We start from the raw sequence: 18,749 nt of genomic DNA on the forward strand, positions 1-18,749 counted from the left end.
ATATGCAAAATCCACTTGTTATCGACACCGACGGGCTACGACGCTGCGGCATTCGTGTGGCGCGATCCACACTTCTCATTTGGGAGAAAAAGGGGCTGTTCCCCCGACGCTTCCGCATTGGGCAAAAAATATTCTGGAATCTGCGCGAAGTCGAAGACCATCTCGCCCGCCTCGCTGTGGATGCGCAGCGGTGATGCCGTGGCGCTACCGGCCGCTAACGACCGGAAAAGCAAGTCCCACTGCCACCGAGGCGGCAAGCCGGTTCCTTGCTGATCTGTGGGATTATGACCCCCGCGCATATACCTTCATTGGTACCCGTCGCGGTGATCGTTGGAAAGATCACGCGATCAGAGGTAACAGGGGCGCGAAAATCGCCGCGATCATCGCTGCACATCCTGCTGATCGTTACGACATCTATTTTTGCCCTAACGCCTTTGCCGAACCATACAGGCGCACAGCGCTCGCATTGCCTAGCCGTTGTGCCTGGTGTGATATCGATGATGCCGATCCCGACGTCTATGATCCTCAGCCCAATATCCTTTGGGAGACATCGCCGGACCGCTTTCAGGGGATTTGGTTATGGCGCGACGTTTCGCCGGGCGACATTGCCGAGCAAGTATCGCGCAACATCTGGGCAAAGGATGGCGGCGACAAGGGGGGCTGGTCGGTTACCAAGATGCTGCGCCTTCCGGGTACTATCAACCACAAGCCGCAATATCGGAAACCCATAGTTACCCTACAGGTCTATGATCCTCGTCCCCAGAAGCTGCCTAGGTCGATTCTTTCGATCCCGACCGGAACGCCTACAAAAGGCGAAGAAAATGTCGAAATCACCGGCGTTGATCCCTACAAAATCATGCGGCGTTATCGGCGCAAAATGGGGCTTCGGGCAGGCGCGTTGATGACCGCCACGCGCGTTATGAGGCCCGATCGGTCGGGCGCGGTCTACCTCATCGTCGTCGGCATGATCGAGGCGGGCGCAGAGGATTCCGAAATTGCCGCCGTGTTGCTGATGAATCCCTACTTCAACTCCAAATGGGGTACCGACCTAGTCAAAGCCGAGGACCAGATACTTCGCATCCGGGCGCGACTGGAGGCGGGTCAATGAGTGCCGATCCGAAAAAGATACGCCTTCGGCTGACCGGCAAGGACCGTGGAAGGGAGTTGCAATCCGCCATCGTGGAATGGGGCTTGAGGGGCATGTCGAAGTCCCAGGCCAAAAAGATGGCCAGATCTTTTGACAACGCCGCAAACGCACCGCCCCTCACGGATGAGGAATTTGCCGAGGCGGTCGAAAGGGCTTGGTCAGAGGTCCGGCAGATCGCGAAGGAAGAGCATTTCAAGGACCTCGCGGATTTTGAAACGCTACCGGTCGAATATCTGATCGAGCCTCTCTTGCCGATCGGCGTCACATCGATCCTTGATGGCAATCCCGGCATGGGCAAGTCGTTTCTCAGCCTTGGCATGACGGCTGGGGTTACGAGAACAGGCAAGTTCGGCGAAATGCCGGTTGCCCGTAAAGGCCGGGTCCTATTGCTGAATGACGAGGACGATCCCAGCCGCGTGCTGCGGCCGAGACTCGAAGCGATTGGTGCGGATATCGATAAGATCAGGGTAATCGATAGTGCCTTCACTCTGGACGAGGAAGGCGTCGATATACTGCGCCGGGAAGTCCGCAGCCACGATCCGACATTAGTCGTCATCGACCCGCTCACAAACTTTATGGGCGGCGGTGTCGATATGTACCGGCCCAACGAAGCCAACGCCTTCATGCGTCCTCTGCACCGGTTGGCGAAGGAATTCGACATCTCCATCCTGATCGCGCGGCATTTGCGCAAGCAGGCGTCCGACAATGCGATGCACATGGGGCAGGGATCAATGGCCTTCGGCGGAGCTGTTCGCTCAGGTATGATCGTCACACCTCACCCAACACGGGCCGACTGGCGTGTGCTAGCGCATTACAAGAGCAGCTATGCGAAAGAGGCGGGATCAGAGGCGTTCGAGATTTGTACGCCTCCCAAGGGTGGCGCGGCGCGGGTCGTATGGCACGGGCCGGTCGAGATGTCGGCCAACGAACTGGTGACGCAATCATCGGTGCAGGATTCGGTGCTCGACCGGGCGATCCGCGCGCTTGAGGACTATCTTGCCCCCGGCCCCGCCAAGGCGCGGGAAGTTATTGCCGCTATGAAAAAGAAGGGGGTGCAGGAGCGCACGCTGGACCGCGCCAAGAAGAAGTTGGGCGTCGTAAGCGGCAAGGGGCCGGGTGCTAAATGGGAGCTGCCGGACTGAAAGGGCGCCAAATGTGCATATATACGACGTTGGCGCTCTTTCGAGCGGGTGGTGCGCACATTAGAAACTGGCCGGAATGCACCCATGGATCGGTCGGCCAGTCTAGGGCAAGGGACGTCCGGTTTGGTTGTCAGTCTGGATGGGCGGTTGTCAGCGCCTTGCGCGCCTCTTCCAGCGCCTTCGAACCCGGCGTCCATGACCATGGCTGCCTAGCGACATGCTCCTTGCCGAGGCTCGGATACTGCTTCGTTTGCTTGGCAGCCAGGCGGAGCAGCATCCGGGCATCGCGAGGCGGTACCTGCATTTCGCGGGCAAGTTGGTCGAGCGTGACCATTTCCGCTTGGGGGTTAGCTGATGCAGGCTTGGCGACGGTATCGCTCTTTGTCGCTGCGTTCGGCGCGGTGGTCGGCTTTGCGGGTGCGGTCGTCGTCATGTCGGTCATCTCCTTTGTTTGGGACCGACATTTCTATTAAGACGGGTCCGGAAGGCGTGTCAGGAGAAATCCTAGAAATCCCAGTCGATTTCATGAGCGGGATCGAGAATGATGTTTTTCCGTCGGTGAAGAGATATTCGTCGTCATCGCTGCCGATCTCGAACGTATAGCGGTGCCCGTCCACATCGATATGGATAATCTCGCCGGGCGTGTGGATCACTTCGATCATTGCGCCGGGAAATAGGGCCTGCGCATGGGATAACAGGTGTGATCGGTCGAGCGGTTCGTTGTCGTGCATGATGGTCTCCTTTCGTTGACCATCTTCCCAATAAGATCATGGGTGTTTCGACGTCAGGAAAAATCCCGCGTGAGACCCGCTGATTTCCGCATGGATGCTGGTGCACGGTATCGTGCAATTCGGGGAGGACCCGCTGATTTAAAATGAGGCTGAGTGGTCGGCATGGATTTCGCCATTGCGCGATCTCGGATGGGTCAACGCCCCTCACCGGGTATCCGTTGGGAACCAGACCGATCGATCCGCTTTCGCAGCCGGTCCTGCCAGAGATCGCGAGCCAGTGATTGCGCATCTTCCAGTCTGTCGATCATTGCAGCACGCTTGCGGGCTTTCGGGCGCGTCCGGTCTTTACCGCCTATCAATTTCCGACGCAGCGATATGACACGGCGACGAACGCGGGTCAGGTGGGTCATATTCTGCGAAGCATATGAGAGGCGGTGCGCTTGCCGTGATGCGAATTGACCATCGGCGTAATATAGCACCTCGCAGCGATGCCCCATGACAGGGCACAGGAAATAATGTCGAATGCCATCAAAGCCTGACGGCACCGCGTCGATCATGATGCGCTGCGTGATGGCGTCATCGAGCATGTCGGCTGTTATCGCCATCGTGCAATACGCCCCGTCGCTCAAATCGATACGCAAACGCGCCGTAGGTCGCTCAGGATCGCCGGTTGACCAGCATATCGTATCGATGACGCACTCACCCGGTCGAGCGACGCCTAGCCGCCGCAAAATACGAATATCGAGGGCCAAGGCATCCTCGATGTCACCTATATGCGTTGAACGCCGTGCGCCAGAGCCAATGCCGCCCATCGTCGTCTCCTTAATCGGAGCGAATTTACACTGTTTTTTTGCCTATCTCAGGCCCGTCAAATCCCGGTCTATGTCTCTCAAGATCAAGCTTTTCTGCGAAATTCTACGGGAAAGACAGGTTGGACAGGGTTTCTGTTGAGTTTGATCGCCCGCTATCTCATACAGGTGATGGAACCGCCACGCACGGTTCTGGGGCGTAGTAACCCCTAACGCATCGGTTGGTGCTGCCCGACGCAGCCCGCACATCCTTGACCCTTATGGTCGGGGAGCCTGCGGCGCATGTCCAGGGCTTCCCAGCCTAAAGGTCGTAGGGACCGGATGCGTTCGGTTTACTAACTCCCCGATCACCAAGGATCAGGTGTGAAGTCGAAGCGGGGGCGTACCGCGATCGGCTTCCGGGGGATGAACATGAAGAATTATGCATTTGTCAGCCTAGCGCTGATGTTGACCGGCTGCGTATCGATGGGCACGAACTACGATCCGAACGCAGTCGCACAGCTTCAACCGGGGATGTCCAAGGAAGATGTGACCGCCCGGTTAGGCAAACCCAACTCGATTTCCCAATTTCCGGACGGCAGAGTCCAGCTTGGATGGGTCCATTCGACGGGATCGATGTTTGGAGCCAACGCGCGCGCAGTATCTTTGATATTCGATGCGAACGGTAGGCTGCTCCAAACCGTGAACCAAAATCAGATCGAGATGAAGTGATGCAGAGGCTTGCGATATTGATAGCGGCGGTCACCAGTTTGGGCGCATTTTCCCTGACTGCAATGGCCGCCCCGCCCACGGGGTTGAACGCTCCCGTCCAGCCTTCGACGCCAACGGTTGGCTCAGAAATCAAACGCGGTGCTGACGCTGCAGATCGGTGCGGTACGCTATACACCATGCCGACCAGCGCAGACGGATTTGCTGCCTGTGTAGATGCACGCCAATCGGCCAACCGTCAGAGCGCCGGTGTCGGCTACGAAGCTTTTGATATTGGTCTTTATTTCATGGCGAAGGCGAATATCGGCGTTGCAATCGACATACTCAGCAAAGCGGGGCGGGACGTCGCTGTGCTACGGGCAAGAATGAACCTCTATGAAGTTCGTTACCGGCAGGCACGCGATAAGCTGAACCTGACTGATGCGGAAGCAGAGAAGGGAGCCTACATCGGCGGTATGTGACCCGGAACGCTGCGCGGCTATGCGCTGGAAATGGAATATGGCGGCGTTTGATATCTGATTGGGATGAAGGGCGCCCGAGACCATAAACCAATGAGTTGCCGTTGAAGGCATTCGATCGGGTTTTGATCTGTCGGACGAGGTACGAGCTGAGCGTGCGACCCAAAGAAGTTTGCGTTCCTTTGGCGCCGTCAATCTTGGAAGACGATTGTTTAATGCGCGGAGGACATGCAAGAACAGGTATGTGACATATGTTGACCGCACACTTTGGTTTGAAGACCTTCAGGGGCACAAGGCAATCGGTGAAGGAGAGCTACTCCGTCGCCCCGAATCTCTGGTTGTGCTGGGCGAACCGGGAATGGGAAAGAGCGAACTGCTTAAGAAGCTCTCGATTGAAGCTGGCGTAAACCGAGTCACTGCCCGTCAGTTCATCAATCGCCCTGATCCTCGCTCCCTCGTTGCCAACGGTTCGCCCATCATCATTGATGCTCTTGATGAAGTCCCCGCTCGTGGAACAGGAGATGCGGTTGACTTGGTTCTCCAGCAGTTGGGTCAGCTCGGATATCCTCGTTTCATCCTCTCGTGTCGCGTTGCCGACTGGCGATCAGCGACTTCTGTCGCGGCGATCCGTGAGCAATATGACGAAGCCCCGCTTGAGGTGCATCTAGAGCCGTTTACTCGGGAGCAGCAGATTGAAATTCTCGCTGGAAAGGTCGGCTTCGAGCGAGCGAAAACGCTCATGGATCATTTCGAGGCCTTTGGCCTTGAGATTCTGGGAAACCCGCAAACGATCGAGCTGGTTGGTCGCCTTCCAGAGGGGCAAAAGCTTCCCGAGAGCAGCGGTGCACTTTTCGATTTCGCGGTTGAAGCACTTAGAAAGGAACATCGTGAAGGTGCGGGCGAGCTTCCCGGCCCTGAGGCGCGGGATGCGGCAGGTGCCGCCTTTGCTGGCCTGATACTGGCCGGAAAGTCACGCATTTCGCGCAAGGCATCCGCGAACATCATTGAGGATGAGGTCACACTCGTCGATCTTGGCAGCCTCTGCGACGAGCACTTGGAAGTGGCCATACGCACAAGGCTTTTTGCGGGTGCAGGGGATGGAGATCTAACGTACTGGCACAGGCGGGTAGGTGAGTTTCTCGGCGCGGCTTGGCTCTCGAAGAGAGCAAACACCCGCAGCAAGCGCAAACGGCTGCTGGAACTATTCCGATCTCGTGGCCTCGTCCCAGCAAACCTTCGTGGTTTGCATGCTTGGCTTGCCAGAGATCCTAATCTTGCAATCGAAGTGATCGCCACCGATCCGATGGGTGTCATCGAATACGGCGATGCGGATGAACTCAACGACAAACAAGCAAAGGAGTTGTTTGACGCGCTTGAGCGACTTGCCGAGAGGAACCCTTGGTTCAAGGGGTGGAATGACGTCCGAGCTCAAGCTCTCGTTGCCCCGTCGCTCCAGAATCGAGCCGAGCGGCTTTTGAGTGATCGCGCAGCGCCATATCACCTTCGTGTGCTAATCGCAGACCAGCTCAACAATGCATCTGCGGCAGAGCGATTTCGAGCAACCTTGCGAACTCTCCTGTTGGACCCACACGAGGATTTCTACATCCGGCGTCGAGCCGCTTCAGCGGCTTCTCATCTTGTCGGTGAGGATTGGGATGCCACTTTGAGAGGCATCCTCGAACATAGTAGCCGCAATTCTGGGCGGCTGGCGTTTGAATTAATCGAGTTGGTTGGTGTCGAGACCTTTTCAGACCAACAGGTCGTAGAGGCGCTTCTCGCCCACGATGGTCTGCTCTTTTCCGCAGTTCCGCGAGAACCTGCGTCCAGCACGCTATTGAGCTTCTGGAGGTTTGAGAAACGCGTTCCGGATGAACGCCTAGAAGGGCTGCTCGACAAGCTCACCGAATACACCGCAGAGCTCCTTCCTAAGAACGCTGGGATCGATGAAAACCAGTTAATCGACCTTGCCTATTCGCTCATTCTGCGTCGTCTCGAGGCCGGTCCCCTTGATCCAATTCGCGTGTGGAACTGGCTAAAGCCGTACGAGGAGCAACATTCTTACCGACGCGATAACGAAAAGACGCTCGGAGTATGGTTTGCCGAAAACGACGAAGTTCGTCGTGCGATCCAGCGACATGTTATATTTGACGAGAGCGAGGGAACTGTATGGCGTAAGGCGATGAGGCTGACGCGGAGATCGGCTGGTTTGATGCCCAACGACGAGGACGTCGTGGCCTTACTTGAGAGACTCGATCCGAATGATCGCAGCATTGAAGTTTGGCGAGAAGTCCTACAGCTCGTTCACCACGATGGCGATAAAGGGAAAACTGCCCGAAAGGCCGCGCTGCCGTTCGTGTCACATAATCCACAGATGGTGAAGTGGCTTGATCGCCTTGCGGTACCTAAGACGCCCGAGTGGAAAATCAAACAGGATCGGCGGCAAGAGCAGAGGAGACGTAAACAGGCTGCAAAGTTTGAGGAGCACCGTCGTGATTATCTTCGGAATGTTGAGAAAGTGCGTGAAGGGCAATTCGGCTTTGTCCATGCTCCTGCCCAAGCCTACTTGAAAATGTTTCGGGACGTTGGGGACGAACTGCAACCGCATGAACGGATCGCTCAATGGCTAGGCGAGGAGGTTGCCGCTGCCGCCCATGAAGGTTTCGAGCGGTTTCTCACGCGCAAGCCCCACACGGTGACTGCACCGAAGATTGCCGTGGGCTTCGCCAAAGGGACACGCTGGTATGCAAGCGACATCATTATCGCCGCTCTAGCTGAACGAATCAGGACGTATGCGGAGCCGTTTGCCGCCCTTAGTGAGGAGCGACTAATGGCTGGCCTCTTCACCCTTTGGCACACGCGGATGGACGATCATGCGGGCATTCCAGAAATGGAGGGTTGCCTCGAGGAAGAAATCAAGGGTCGTGGAGCTTGGGAAAGAGCGATCCGCATCTACATTACACCTCAGCTGAAACGGCGGAAGGAGCATGTTGATCGGCTCTATCAGCTGATGCGCATGCATGATCAGACAGGGATCGTGACGAAGCTGGCGGCTGAATGGCTTCAGGAATGTCCCGATCTACCGGCTGTACCAGAGGCCGAAATGATCGACCGACTGCTCATCTCTGGGCGCTACGAAGAACTTCGAGATATCGTATCCAAAAGGTTGGAGCTGGATCTCGACGATGAGCGTCGAAGAAACTGGGACGCGGTGCAGGTCATCGTTGATTTTGATGCCGCGCGCGCGCGTATCGGTGATGCAGTTGAGACAGAGCTACTTTGGCACCTGCGATCTAGGGCTGGTGATCGCCGGAGCGGCGATCATGCCTCAGCCGCGCTCCTTCCCTCACAGCGAACATGGATTATATCTCGGTTTAGAGGGGGGTGGCCAAATAGAGAGAGGCCAAGCGGCACAAGTTCCGGTGATGAAAATTATTGGGATGCTTCTGACTATCTCAAAGGCCAGATTTCTCGGCTCGGTGAAGACACATCGTCAGAGGCGGTAGCCGCAGTTGCTGTACTCTCCGATGCGGAGAAGGACGGCTACACGGACTACATTCGTGTGGTAGCGGCGGAACAACAACAGAAGCTAGCGGAACAGACCTACGATTGCCCTTCCCTCGTTGACCTGAGGACAATCTTGGACGCCGGTCCTCCTATCGACTCTGCCGATCTCCGGGCAGTCCTAGTTGACGGGTTGGAGACTGTCCAAGCTTGGCTACGCGGCAGCGACATTGACTGGTATCGCGGCTTCTTTCGCGATGATGGTCGCCACAAGGGGGAAGAGCATTGTCGAGATGAGCTAAGCAAGATGCTGCGCGCCGTCGAGCCGGACCTCGTATATGAGCCTGAAACGCATCTGGCGGACGACAAGCGGGTTGACATTATCGCTCGTGCGGTGGCGGATATTATCCTCCCAATTGAGGTAAAAGGACAATGGCACGCCGACCTTTGGACGGCAGCCGACAAGCAGCTGGGCCACCTCTATTGCAACGACTGGAGAGCCGACCATGGAATCTATCTCGTCCTATGGTTTGGTCCTGATGTGTCACTCACCAAGCCGCCAGAGGGCGTCCAGACACCCCGGTCCCCCGAGGAGTTGCAGGCGGCTCTGACGGCGACGAGCAAGGAAGCCCAAGCAGGCAGGGTCACAGTCGTGGTATTGGATTTAACCCGCCCTAATCCATGCTAACCGATCCACCGGTCGACATCGTTGAGGCGCATGAACTTCCCGGTCTTGTTGCGAGCGTGGAGACATATGTCAGCCCTAGCCGCTTAAACACCACATCGGCTATAGCGCAGCCTCCAGCCGTTCCACTCAACCGAATGTGGCATCGTGGGAGGCTTGAGCCAAGTCTCTTCGCTGAAACACCTCAACGTAGCGGTCAGTGGCGTGATGAGTTTCTCAAAACTAACCTTCCGCCTCTTGGCCGGGGCCTAATATCACCAAGCCAAGGATTCGAATTTTGGCGGTGGCTAGCCACGCAAAACGGAATGGACGAAGACGGAATCCAGAAAAGGAGCGGACTGAATCGCGAGATCTTCAACCGCCTCATCCAAATAGGAATCCGATGCGATTTACTCTTTCGGTTACCCTTATGGGATGCTGATGCTTCACTGAAAGTCAGCAGCTATCTATTATACTGGACCGACCCTGGCATCTTACACCAGCTTGTCGGTCTGAACGAACCATTGCTTGTAGATTGGTCCGGCCGACAGACAGAGCGGGAGAGGCAGGACCGCCAGCTCATCCGAGATTCGAGTTGGGAGGGATTCGCCGTATCGACTCTCTTGCGTGCAGGAGGCAGCCGGACGATTGGGAAATACTGGCGGGTGGAAGACGAGCCAAAGGGTGAGATCGATCTCATCTTAAACTGGAGCCAGCCGCGAGAGGTATGGGCAATCGAAATTACGCTTGGGCGCCGAAAGGAAGTTCGTGCAGCATTTGACCGTGGCTGTGGAGAAACAGAGGCGACTCGTGCAATGGTCTTGTTTCCCGAAGATTCCGGAGGGCTGAGCCTCAAAGGCTCGCAATCCGTGAGCATTGCAGTAGAAAAGTTAACCTTAAACCAAGCTCTGGCGGCGGTGATGGACGGCCCCTGAGCGCATCATTTAGCCATCTCGTGGGCGGTTTGACACCCTGTCTGGCATATGCGTTCTGTTCGAAATGACGTCTGACAACAAATCTGGCGTATCCGATAGGATTCCGACCTCTGCTTTCGAGAGTGGCGGCAAGTGGCTGGCCGACTTTAGCGTCTTTGATGTTAGAAGGGGATGGCCGTAACGAAGCGCAAAGTTGCCGGAGGCTTCTCAACCGAGCGACAGATATTCGCGTAAAATGGGCTTCGGCAATCTGATGCCCCATTGATACCCCGACCATTAAGCATAAACTCGCGTTCATGCCTAAGCCATTGAAAATATGGTGAGCCCTGCTGGATTCGAACCAGCGACCTACTGATTAAAAGTCAGTTGCTCTACCGACTGAGCTAAGGGCCCTCTCGTGCGAGGTCCGCACGCACTAGAGGCCGTTATGCGACTGGTCAACCTCTAGGGCGCAGCAAAACTTGTGCTTTTCGCAACCTCGCCCGCAGCTGCCGGATGGACAGGCCGGAAACCGGGTCTCGCCAAGCCGGTGCGATCGCGCAAAGCGGTGACAGCACGAAATCGCGCGCCCGAAATGCGGGGTGCGGAATGTCCAGCGTCCTGCTCTCCCAGCGCCCGCCGGACCACAGGATGATATCGATATCGATGCTGCGCGCTCCCCAGCGGCGATGGCGGCGCCTGCCGAGGCCCGCCTCAATCATCTTGAGCGCGCTTAACATTGCTTTCGGTGGCAGGTCGCTCTCGATCAACAAAGCGCTGTTCGCATATTCCCGCAACGAAGGCCCGATCGGCGATGACGTCAATGTCGGCGCCATCGCAAGTACCCGGCCAACACGCCGCAAGCGGGCCGCAGCTTCCTGCACCAGCATCTTGGGCGTCCGCTTCCCCGACAGCGGTCGGTTCGACCCTAGTGCAAGCGCGTAAAGATGAAGAGTGCTTGTCTTGACCATCGCACTGCGCCTAACCGCTACGCATGACGCTGCAAAGCCCCATAGCTCATGCGGAAGCTCCGCTCGATTGTCCGCTCTGCCCGCGCCTCGTCGCTTTGCGCGAGGAATGCCGGACCCAGCATCCAGACTGGTGGAACGCTCCCGTGCCTGCCTTCGGCGATCCGCTCGGCCGCATCGTCATCGTCGGCCTGGCTCCCGGCAAGCAGGGGGCCAATCGCACCGGCCGGGCGTTCACTGGAGATTTCGCTGGCAATCTTCTCTTCGCGACGCTGCTGAATGTCGGCCTAGCCCAGGGCACCTATGAGGCTCGGCCCGATGATCAGCTCGTCCTGAACGACGCCATCATCCTCAATGCCGTGAAATGCCTCCCGCCGCAGAATAAGCCCGTACCGCAGGAAGCGCATAATTGCCGCATATTCCTGAAGTCCGCCGTGGAAGCACTGCCCAACGCACGGATATTCATCGCGCTTGGCGAAATCGCGCATCAATCTGTCGTGAAGGTGTTAGGCGGCAAGCTCCCAAAGGCCCGCTTCGCCCATATGGCGGAACATCGCATGCCCAGCGGCAAGATCGTCATCGACAGCTATCACTGTTCCCAAAGAAACATAATGACTGGCCGCCTGACGAATGAGATGTTTGCGGCCGTTTTCGAAAGGGCGGTGACGCTGCTCTGACGCGGGCTGCTCAGCTTATCAGATAGTCGAGATAAGCACCTTCCGGCGGCCCATCCATCGCGTCCATCATTGGCCCGAACAGCCCCTTGTCCAGCATCGGCCCCGCCGCCTTGTGCGCATCGACATCAGCCCAGCGCTCGATAAAAATGAAGCGGCGTTCATTCCCCTGGTCGCGCAGCATCTCGACACCCTCGCAACCCGGAAGCGGGCGGACGGCGGCGGCAAGCGCGCGAAGGGCGCTTTCCAGCGCGGCGTCCGATCCCTCTCGGGCGTGCATCACATAATGGCGTGCTACCGTCATGGCGTCATTCTCCCAATCAGATGTCTTGTGCGATCCGCGAATAGAGCTCTGGCCGCCGGTCGCGGAAGAACCCCATGCCTGCCCGATGCTTGCGCGCCTGAGCCAGATCGATCGTGGCGACCAGCGCGCCACTGTCCTTTGCGTCGGCTTCCGCCGCGAAATCGCCCCACTCATCGCTGATGAAGCTGTGGCCGTAGAATTTCTGGCCTTCCTCGTCGCCAATCCGGTTCGCCGCGATGACCGGCATACAATTGCTGACGGCATGGCCGATCATCGCCCGGCGCCACATGCGGCTCGTGTCCAGATCCGCATCATAGGGTTCAGATCCGATCGCGGTAGGGTAGAAGAGCAGCTCGGCCCCCATCAGCGCCATGACCCGCGCCGCCTCCGGATACCATTGGTCCCAGCAAATGCCGACGCCGATCGTGCCGTAGCGCGTCTCCCACACCTTGAATCCGCTATTGCCGGGACGGAAATAATATTTTTCCTCATAACCCGGCCCGTCCGGAATGTGGCTCTTGCGATAAACGCCCATGATCTCGCCTTCATCGTCGATCATCGCGAGAGAATTATAATGATGCTGGCCGTCGCGTTCGAAAAAACTGGTGGGGATATAGACGCGCTCCGCCTTTGCCACCTTGCGCATCTCGGCCACGGCGAGATGTTCGCCGATCGGCTTGGCATTGGCGAACAGGGCCTCATCCTCGACCTTGCAGAAATAATGCCCTTCGAACAGCTCGGGCGGCAGGACGATCTTCGCGCCCCGTGCCGCTGCCTTCACCACATGGTCCGACACCATGGCGACATTGTCATCCAGATCCTCTGAAAAGGCGAGCTGAAGGGCGGCAACGGTGACTTTGGTCATATCCTCGGTGGTCCTAGAGGCGAATGCCCAATCGGGCGGTGATGGCGACGGTTGCGAGATAGAGAAGGATCGTCATTGCGCAACCGGCGATCAATGCTGGGGGAAAGGAAATGCCCCGCCGCAGCAGCGCGGGGATCAGCAGGAACATGGGCACGGACGGCAGGACATAGTAAAAGGTCGCCTCTGCATGCCGCGCCATATTCTCGGCATCGGGCCTGTCATTCCACAGCCATATCATCCCCATCACCGAAATCAGGGGCAGGGACGCGATCAACGCGCCCAGCGCCGGATAGCGCCGGGATACGACAGAAACGATGGCGATGATGACGCCCGACAGTAGCGCGCGTATCGCCAGCATCCCGCTCATCATGCCGACGGCATCTGCTGGCTGCAACAATGGAAACTGCCGCCGCCCGACAGGATGGCGTCGCTGCGGAGCCCGATGATCTCCCGACCGGGGAAGAATGGCTTTATCGCGTCCAGCGCCGCCTGATCATTGGGCTGGCCGTAGACGGGCACGATGACGGCAGCGTTGCCGATGTAGAAATTCATGTAACTGGCCGGGATCACTTCGCCATCCACCAGCACGCGGCCGGGGGAGGGGATGGACGCCACCTCGACCCCAAACGCCTTGGCGCGGGCGCGGGCATCGGCATAGATGGCGGCGTTGGGATCATCATCCGTGCTTGCTTCGGGCAGCGCCAGCACCCCCGGAGCAACGAAGCGAGCCAGATTATCCACGTGGCCGTCCGTATGATCGTTCAGCAACCCGTCGCCCAGCCACAGCATGTCGGACAGCCCCAGCGATCCCGCCAGCAGCGTTTCGATCTTGCCGCGATCCAGGTCAGGGTTGCGATTGGGATTGAGCAGACATTGCTCGGTCGTCACGAACAGGCCAGTGCCATCCGTGTCGACGGCGCCGCCTTCGAATATCCAATGCTGCGAGGATGTCGCCAACCCGGTGGTCGCGGCCAGACGCGCACCGATATCTTCATCGCCCGGCATCTGATATTTGCCGCCCCAGCCATTGAAGCCGAAATCGACCAGAGCCCGCTCGTCCCCGCGCATCACCGCGATCGGCGCCGTGTCCCGCAGCCATACGTCGCCCAGCTTTTGGACGACGATCGTCACATCCGGTCCAGCCAGCGATCGCGCCACTGCCGCGTCGCCCTCATTGGCGCAGACCAGCCGCACCTCTTCACCCCTGCCATCGGCATGAAGCGCCCTGGCAAAGGCAGCTATCTGCACCCGCGCATCTGCGAACGCGTCCGGCCATTCCTCCGGATAAGTGGGAAAGCCGATCCAGGTCCATTCATGCGGCGCCCATTCGGCAGGCATACGGAATGTCATCGGCTTTCTCCTGCTGAGATGACGTTGTCCCCTGCGCTCTACAGGATTGCGGTCGGTGTGACAGCGCCAAATTCAACAGCGTCAGCCCATTATCTGCGCCGCCCACTGGTCGAGCAACTTGAATCCAAGGGCTACCTCGAAACTCAATCCCGCATATGTATCCTGACGCCAACGGACCATGGCATCCCGCTTGCCCAGCCCTTCCACGATGACCTGCACCTTCATGTTTTCCCGAAGCCCTGCCTCGTCGAGGACCTTGATCCCGAACAGCGAAATGTCCTGCATCATACAGGAATGCGTGCCGGTGATAGCGGATACGGTAATAGGCATGACGATGTTCAGCCGAACGGCTTCCCGTTCGCTGCGACCCTGCCTCTGTTCCGCGATGATGGTCGAAATGGCGATATGCTCTTCGAACAGCAAAGACACATGATCGCCCATGTTCATGCCGACGACAGCCGAAACGGAAAAACCGTTTCGCAGCCCCAGCGTGACGCTTTCGCCCGCCGTCATCGGCAGGCTCGTGCGCACGAGTGCTTCACGCGGTGACAGCGAATGGACGACGCACAGGCATTCCTTGTGCGCCGTCACCAACTTGCCGACATGCAAGATTGTGACTGACTTGTTGACTTCCACGACCCATCCCCATTTTTTTATCGTTACGTGTCCGATTCTTCGGACATTGTGGTCATAGGGATCAAGTTTCCGTAAGGGAAATAATTAACCGGCTGGCCTTGTTGGATAATTGGGCAGCGCGCAGCTGGATGTTCTGCATCGGATCGGGTGAAAAATAGCGTGTCGGTCGCGCTTAATGATGCTGATTGCTGACTCGACTTTTGTCCCGGATCGCGCGGAATTCGTCCCCTGCCATCCAGTTCGGCCACTCGGTGGTGTTCGCCAGTGCCCTGCCGACCTCGTAGTAAAGTTTGAGGTCAGCCTTCACGCCGCTCCAGTCCCATTTTGGATCATATTCGTCCTTTGGACTGTGGTAACGATGTTCCTCATAATCCTTGGCCGCTGCGGCGCCCGCTTCAATTCCGCCCCTCGCCAGGTCTTGCCCGCCTTCGAAATAGAGCATCGGCACGCCATGTTTGGCGAAACTGAAATGGTCGGATCGGTAGTAGAATCCTTTTTCCGGTGTGGGCTCCAGGCTGGCTACACGCTTCTGCGCGGCCAGGGCACGATCCAGATAGGCGTCCAACTGCGATTTGCCCTTGCCGATCACTACGACGTTTTTCGCCAGCCCTGCCATGCTGAGTGCGTCCATGTTGACGCCGCCCACTGTCTGCTTCAGCGGAAAGACGGGGTGGTTCCCGTAATAGGCTGATCCCAGAAGCCCGGACTCCTCGGCTGTCACCGCCAGGAACACCTGACTACGCGCGCTCGGCCCAGCTTTCACATTCGCCTCCGCCAGCGCGACCAGCGCTGCCGTCCCGGTCGCATTGTCGATGGCGCCGTTGCAGATGTCGTCGCCATCGGGCGCGGCCTCGCAGCGACCCAGATGGTCCCAATGCGCCGCATAGAGCACATATTCATCAGGTCGCGTCTTGCCCGGCAGCAGAGCCACGAGATTCTTGGACATGTGCTTGCGAATGGCATTGTCAAAGGAGACGCTCGCCTTGATGCCCTTCAACGGCACTGCCTTGAACCCGCGCTTCTTCGCCGCCGCGCTCAATGTATTCAGATTAAGGCCTGCGCTCGCCATCAGCGCGGCAGCCTTGTCCTTCTGCATCCAGCCGATAGCCGCCGATTGTTTTGCATTGCCGTCCGCGCTGTCCGCGACATGCTGTGCCCCTGTCCAACTCGATTGAACGACGTTCCAGCCGTAGGCGGCGGGCATAGTGTCATGAACGATGATCGCGGCCGCCGCGCCCTGCCGCGCGGCCTCTTCGAATTTGTAGGTCCAACGGCCATAATAGGTCATGGCGCGGCCCTTGAACGGCCCGCTCACGGTTGGGCTCTGATAATCCGGATCGTTGACCAGAATGATGACCGTCCTGCCTCGGACGTTCACCCCGGCATAGTCGTTCCACTTCTTTTCAGGCGCTTTGATGCCATAGCCGACGAATACGACCGGGCTATCCTTGACCTCGATATGCGGCGCAGCCGTGCGGTAGGTGGCGATCACCATCTGCGATCCATAATCGGCCGAAACCGGCCCCTTGCCGCCAGTGAAACGCAGCGGCGAAACATTCTTCGCCGCGATCTCCACCAGCGGGACATCCTGGAACCAGCTGCCCTTGTTGCCCGGCTTCAGCCCGATCGCCTCGAACCGCCGCACCAAATAGGAAAGCGTCTTCTCCTCACCCGCAGTCCCCGGCGCCCGCCCTTCATAGGAGTCCGATGAAATTTCTTTCACCACCTCTTTCATGGTTTCGATCGACGGACTTACGTCCGACGGCCCAGCCGCCGCGGCACTGCCAGCAACTAAGGCCATCAGCGAAATTGAAATAAACGAACGCATCGCAACAGCCTTGAAAAGGGAAGGGCGCAGCATTTCTGCCAGTAGCCCTCACACGGTACAAGGCTTGTTGAACAAACAAAAAAGGCGGCCCCGAAGGACCGCCTTTCCGTACATTGTGACCCTGGCTGATCAGCGCGAATAGAATTCGACGACCAGATTGGGTTCCATCTTCACCGGGTAGGGCACTTCGTCCAGCGACGGGACGCGGACATAGGTGACCTTGGCCGCGCCATCGGGCGACACATAGTCAGGGATGTCGCGCTCGGGCAGGCTCTGTGCTTCCAGAACCAGCGCCATTTCCTGCGCCTTCTTGCCCAGGGTGATTTCGTCGCCCGGCTTAACCAGACGGCTTGCGATGTTGCACTTCACGCCGTTCACATAGACGTGACCGTGCGAAACCAGCTGACGCGCCGACCAGATGGTGGGCGTGAACTTGGCGCGATAAACTACTGCGTCCAAGCGGCGCTCCAGCAGACCGATCAGGTTCTGGCCGGTGTCACCCTTCATGCGAGCGGCTTCGGTGTAGTTTTTCTTGAACTGCTTTTCGGTGATGTCGCCGTAATAGCCCTTCAGCTTCTGCTTCGCCTTCAGCTGGATGCCATAGTCGGACATCTTGCCCTTGCGGCGCTGACCGTGCTGGCCGGGACCATATTCACGCTTGTTGACCGGGCTCTTCGGGCGACCCCAGATGTTCTCGCCCATGCGGCGGTCGAGTTTGTACTTCGCGCTGGAACGCTTCGACATGATAATTCCTTACAATCGCTAACAACGTTTGTTCACCCTCCTGATCCGAAAACCGGTTCCCACTTTTCGGGGAGCGTGAAAGTTATTCCCGGTCCTCGCCTGCTTGCCATACAAGGGGCAGGGCCGCCGCTTCACCGGGGTGCGGGGCCAATCACGAAGGCGCGCCTATGAAGAAGGCAAAGTGGCATGTCAACCCTCGACAGCTGCCCTCGGCGCGCCTAGTCAGCGTCGCCATGGACCCCGAAAACTACACCAGCATGGCGCAAGTCCGGACCGGCGTGGATGAAATCGACCGTCAGCTCGTTGCGCTGCTCGCTCGACGCTTCGCCCACATGCGCGCGGCCGCCCGCATCAAGCCGGAAAGAAGCGCCGTACGCGACGAAGCGCGTAAGGCGGAGGTGATCGACAATGTTCGCGCTGAAGCTGATCGTCTAGGCGTTCCCGCTGACATTATAGCTGCTTTGTGGGACCAGTTGGTTGAAGCTTCGATCGCCTATGAAATGAAGGAATTCGATCGCCTCAAGGCTTAGCGTGAACGCGGATTGCTCAAGGCGGAAAGTACGCCGCGCAGCGTCCGCACTTCCAGATGGTTCCAGCCGGGCTTCGTCAGCAGGTTCCGCAACGTCCGCTTGGTCGCGGGTGCCCGATCGGGCGGGAAGAAATAGCCCGCACCTTCCAGCAAAGTTTCGAACTGGTTTATCATCCCTTCCAGTTCCACTTGTGGCGCCGGTTCGCCAAGGTCGACGACCGTCGGCTGTTCCAACTGGGCCTGTTTCGACCATTCATAGGCGCACAGTATGACCGCCTGCGCCAGGTTCAATGATCCGAACTCAGGATTAATCGGCACCGTGAGGATCTTGCGCGCGAGCGCCACATCTTCCGTTTCAAGCCCTGATCGCTCCGGCCCGAAAACATAGGCCGCCCTTCCCGTAGCCTCGTGAATTTCTCGAGCAGCTCCTTCCGGCGTCACGACTGGCTTGGTCACGCCTCGCTTGCGCACCGTCGTCGCATAAACGTGCGAGCAATCCGCGACGGCATCGGCAAGGCTTTCAAAAACCTCAGCCTTGTCGAGCACGACATCGGCTCCCGCCGCCGACGGGCCAGCATCAGGATTGGGCCACCCATCGCGCGGGCTGACCAGTCGCATCTCGGTAAGCCCGAAGTTCAGCATGGCCCGCGCGGCCTTACCAATATTCTCGCCGAGTTGCGGGCGCACGAGGACGATGACGGGGCGGGGGGCTGAAGGCTCTGACATTATCCCGTTTGCTCTGAAAAGTGGCCGAGCTTATTGCAGCTCGTTATCGAA

20 protein-coding genes, 1 tRNA gene and 1 pseudogene are annotated in these 18,749 nt (G+C 58.2%); 9 read left to right on the forward strand and 13 right to left on the reverse strand.

Features of this window, described 5'->3' with window-relative positions:
- The first annotated feature begins 2 nt into the window (after positions 1 to 2).
- The 3 genes from ACYU81_RS13285 to ACYU81_RS13295 all read left to right on the forward strand — a co-directional run bounded on the left by ACYU81_RS13285 (position 3) and on the right by ACYU81_RS13295 (position 2,289).
- A complete protein-coding gene (locus ACYU81_RS13285) occupies positions 3 to 194 on the forward strand; it encodes a helix-turn-helix transcriptional regulator (RefSeq protein WP_460988003.1) in 192 nt (63 codons plus the stop codon).
- A gap of 272 nt (positions 195 to 466) precedes the next feature.
- Positions 467 to 1,108 carry a DNA-primase RepB domain-containing protein gene (locus ACYU81_RS13290; protein WP_460988004.1) on the forward strand — a complete coding sequence of 214 codons (642 nt, stop codon included), beginning with the start codon at positions 467 to 469 and terminating at the stop codon, positions 1,106 to 1,108.
- A 116-nt stretch (positions 1,109 to 1,224) separates the two neighbouring features.
- On the forward strand, positions 1,225 to 2,289 hold the full coding sequence (locus ACYU81_RS13295; protein WP_460988005.1) for an AAA family ATPase: 1,065 nt from the start codon (positions 1,225 to 1,227) through the stop codon (positions 2,287 to 2,289).
- Between the two features lie 130 nt (positions 2,290 to 2,419).
- Here ACYU81_RS13295 and ACYU81_RS13300 read toward each other — a convergent pair whose 3' ends face one another.
- The 3 genes from ACYU81_RS13300 to ACYU81_RS13310 all read right to left on the reverse strand — a co-directional run bounded on the left by ACYU81_RS13300 (position 2,420) and on the right by ACYU81_RS13310 (position 3,832).
- Positions 2,420 to 2,623: a hypothetical protein gene (locus ACYU81_RS13300; RefSeq protein WP_460988006.1), complete on the reverse strand. Its 204-nt coding sequence runs from the start codon at positions 2,621 to 2,623 to the stop codon at positions 2,420 to 2,422.
- Between the two features lie 13 nt (positions 2,624 to 2,636).
- The gene (locus ACYU81_RS13305) at positions 2,637 to 3,020 is read right to left on the reverse strand and encodes a hypothetical protein (RefSeq protein WP_460988007.1); all 384 of its coding nucleotides are present in this window, start codon (positions 3,018 to 3,020) and stop codon (positions 2,637 to 2,639) included.
- A 194-nt stretch (positions 3,021 to 3,214) separates the two neighbouring features.
- A complete protein-coding gene (locus ACYU81_RS13310) occupies positions 3,215 to 3,832 on the reverse strand; it encodes a hypothetical protein (protein ID WP_460988008.1) in 618 nt (205 codons plus the stop codon).
- 408 nt (positions 3,833 to 4,240) lie between these two features.
- Here ACYU81_RS13310 and bamE point away from each other — a divergent pair, with 408 nt between their 5' ends.
- The 4 genes from bamE to ACYU81_RS13330 all read left to right on the forward strand — a co-directional run bounded on the left by bamE (position 4,241) and on the right by ACYU81_RS13330 (position 10,095).
- Positions 4,241 to 4,540 (forward strand): outer membrane protein assembly factor BamE domain-containing protein, encoded by a 300-nt coding sequence (bamE, locus tag ACYU81_RS13315; RefSeq protein WP_460988009.1) that lies wholly within the window; start codon positions 4,241 to 4,243, stop codon positions 4,538 to 4,540.
- A 176-nt stretch (positions 4,541 to 4,716) separates the two neighbouring features.
- Positions 4,717 to 4,998 carry a hypothetical protein gene (locus ACYU81_RS13320; protein ID WP_460988010.1) on the forward strand — a complete coding sequence of 94 codons (282 nt, stop codon included), beginning with the start codon at positions 4,717 to 4,719 and terminating at the stop codon, positions 4,996 to 4,998.
- Between the two features lie 241 nt (positions 4,999 to 5,239).
- Positions 5,240 to 9,184, forward strand: a complete 3,945-nt coding sequence (locus ACYU81_RS13325) for an NACHT domain-containing protein (RefSeq protein WP_460988011.1) — start codon at positions 5,240 to 5,242, stop codon at positions 9,182 to 9,184.
- A 302-nt stretch (positions 9,185 to 9,486) separates the two neighbouring features.
- Entirely contained in the window at positions 9,487 to 10,095 is a 609-nt protein-coding gene (locus ACYU81_RS13330; protein ID WP_460988012.1) for a DUF4143 domain-containing protein, read from the forward strand.
- Positions 10,096 to 10,412: 317 nt separating this feature from the next.
- Here ACYU81_RS13330 and ACYU81_RS13335 read toward each other — a convergent pair.
- Together ACYU81_RS13335 and folK are read right to left on the reverse strand one after the other, a co-directional pair.
- Positions 10,413 to 10,488: transfer RNA gene (locus ACYU81_RS13335), tRNA-Lys, on the reverse strand.
- A 44-nt stretch (positions 10,489 to 10,532) separates the two neighbouring features.
- Complete coding sequence (gene folK / locus ACYU81_RS13340; RefSeq protein WP_460988014.1) at positions 10,533 to 11,045, reverse strand: 2-amino-4-hydroxy-6-hydroxymethyldihydropteridine diphosphokinase; 513 nt, start codon at positions 11,043 to 11,045, stop codon at positions 10,533 to 10,535.
- A 23-nt stretch (positions 11,046 to 11,068) separates the two neighbouring features.
- Between folK and ACYU81_RS13345 the strand changes: the two genes are divergently transcribed.
- On the forward strand, positions 11,069 to 11,719 hold the full coding sequence (locus ACYU81_RS13345) for a uracil-DNA glycosylase (RefSeq protein ID WP_460988015.1): 651 nt from the start codon (positions 11,069 to 11,071) through the stop codon (positions 11,717 to 11,719).
- 10 nt (positions 11,720 to 11,729) lie between these two features.
- Here the strand turns inward: ACYU81_RS13345 and ACYU81_RS13350 are convergent, their stop codons facing one another.
- The 7 genes from ACYU81_RS13350 to rpsD all read right to left on the reverse strand — a co-directional run bounded on the left by ACYU81_RS13350 (position 11,730) and on the right by rpsD (position 17,443).
- Positions 11,730 to 12,020, reverse strand: a complete 291-nt coding sequence (locus tag ACYU81_RS13350; protein WP_460988016.1) for a putative quinol monooxygenase — start codon at positions 12,018 to 12,020, stop codon at positions 11,730 to 11,732.
- Between the two features lie 16 nt (positions 12,021 to 12,036).
- On the reverse strand, positions 12,037 to 12,885 hold the full coding sequence (gene aguB, locus ACYU81_RS13355; RefSeq protein WP_449472218.1) for an N-carbamoylputrescine amidase: 849 nt from the start codon (positions 12,883 to 12,885) through the stop codon (positions 12,037 to 12,039).
- Between the two features lie 13 nt (positions 12,886 to 12,898).
- A complete protein-coding gene (locus ACYU81_RS13360; RefSeq protein WP_460988017.1) occupies positions 12,899 to 13,252 on the reverse strand; it encodes a DUF3147 family protein in 354 nt (117 codons plus the stop codon).
- The gene (locus tag ACYU81_RS13365; protein WP_460988019.1) at positions 13,252 to 14,235 is read right to left on the reverse strand and encodes an agmatine deiminase family protein; all 984 of its coding nucleotides are present in this window, start codon (positions 14,233 to 14,235) and stop codon (positions 13,252 to 13,254) included. Before ACYU81_RS13365 ends, ACYU81_RS13360 begins: the two co-directional genes overlap by 1 nt.
- Before the next feature lie 81 nt (positions 14,236 to 14,316).
- On the reverse strand, positions 14,317 to 14,871 hold the full coding sequence (locus ACYU81_RS13370) for a PilZ domain-containing protein (RefSeq protein ID WP_460988021.1): 555 nt from the start codon (positions 14,869 to 14,871) through the stop codon (positions 14,317 to 14,319).
- 172 nt (positions 14,872 to 15,043) lie between these two features.
- Positions 15,044 to 16,699 carry a M28 family peptidase gene (locus ACYU81_RS13375; RefSeq protein WP_460988022.1) on the reverse strand — a complete coding sequence of 552 codons (1,656 nt, stop codon included), beginning with the start codon at positions 16,697 to 16,699 and terminating at the stop codon, positions 15,044 to 15,046.
- A gap of 129 nt (positions 16,700 to 16,828) precedes the next feature.
- The gene (rpsD, locus tag ACYU81_RS13380) at positions 16,829 to 17,443 is read right to left on the reverse strand and encodes a 30S ribosomal protein S4 (protein WP_449472226.1); all 615 of its coding nucleotides are present in this window, start codon (positions 17,441 to 17,443) and stop codon (positions 16,829 to 16,831) included.
- A gap of 233 nt (positions 17,444 to 17,676) precedes the next feature.
- Here rpsD and ACYU81_RS13385 point away from each other — a divergent pair, with 233 nt between their 5' ends.
- Positions 17,677 to 17,973 carry a chorismate mutase gene (locus ACYU81_RS13385; protein WP_460988195.1) on the forward strand — a complete coding sequence of 99 codons (297 nt, stop codon included), beginning with the start codon at positions 17,677 to 17,679 and terminating at the stop codon, positions 17,971 to 17,973.
- Here ACYU81_RS13385 and ACYU81_RS13390 read toward each other — a convergent pair.
- A pseudogene (locus ACYU81_RS13390) lies at positions 17,970 to 18,728 on the reverse strand (RNA methyltransferase); the annotation flags it as partial. The gene ACYU81_RS13385 and the pseudogene ACYU81_RS13390 overlap by 4 nt on opposite strands.
- Between the last annotated feature and the right edge of the window lie 21 nt (positions 18,729 to 18,749).

It is taken from the genome of Sphingobium sp. TomTYG75 (genome assembly GCF_054771635.1).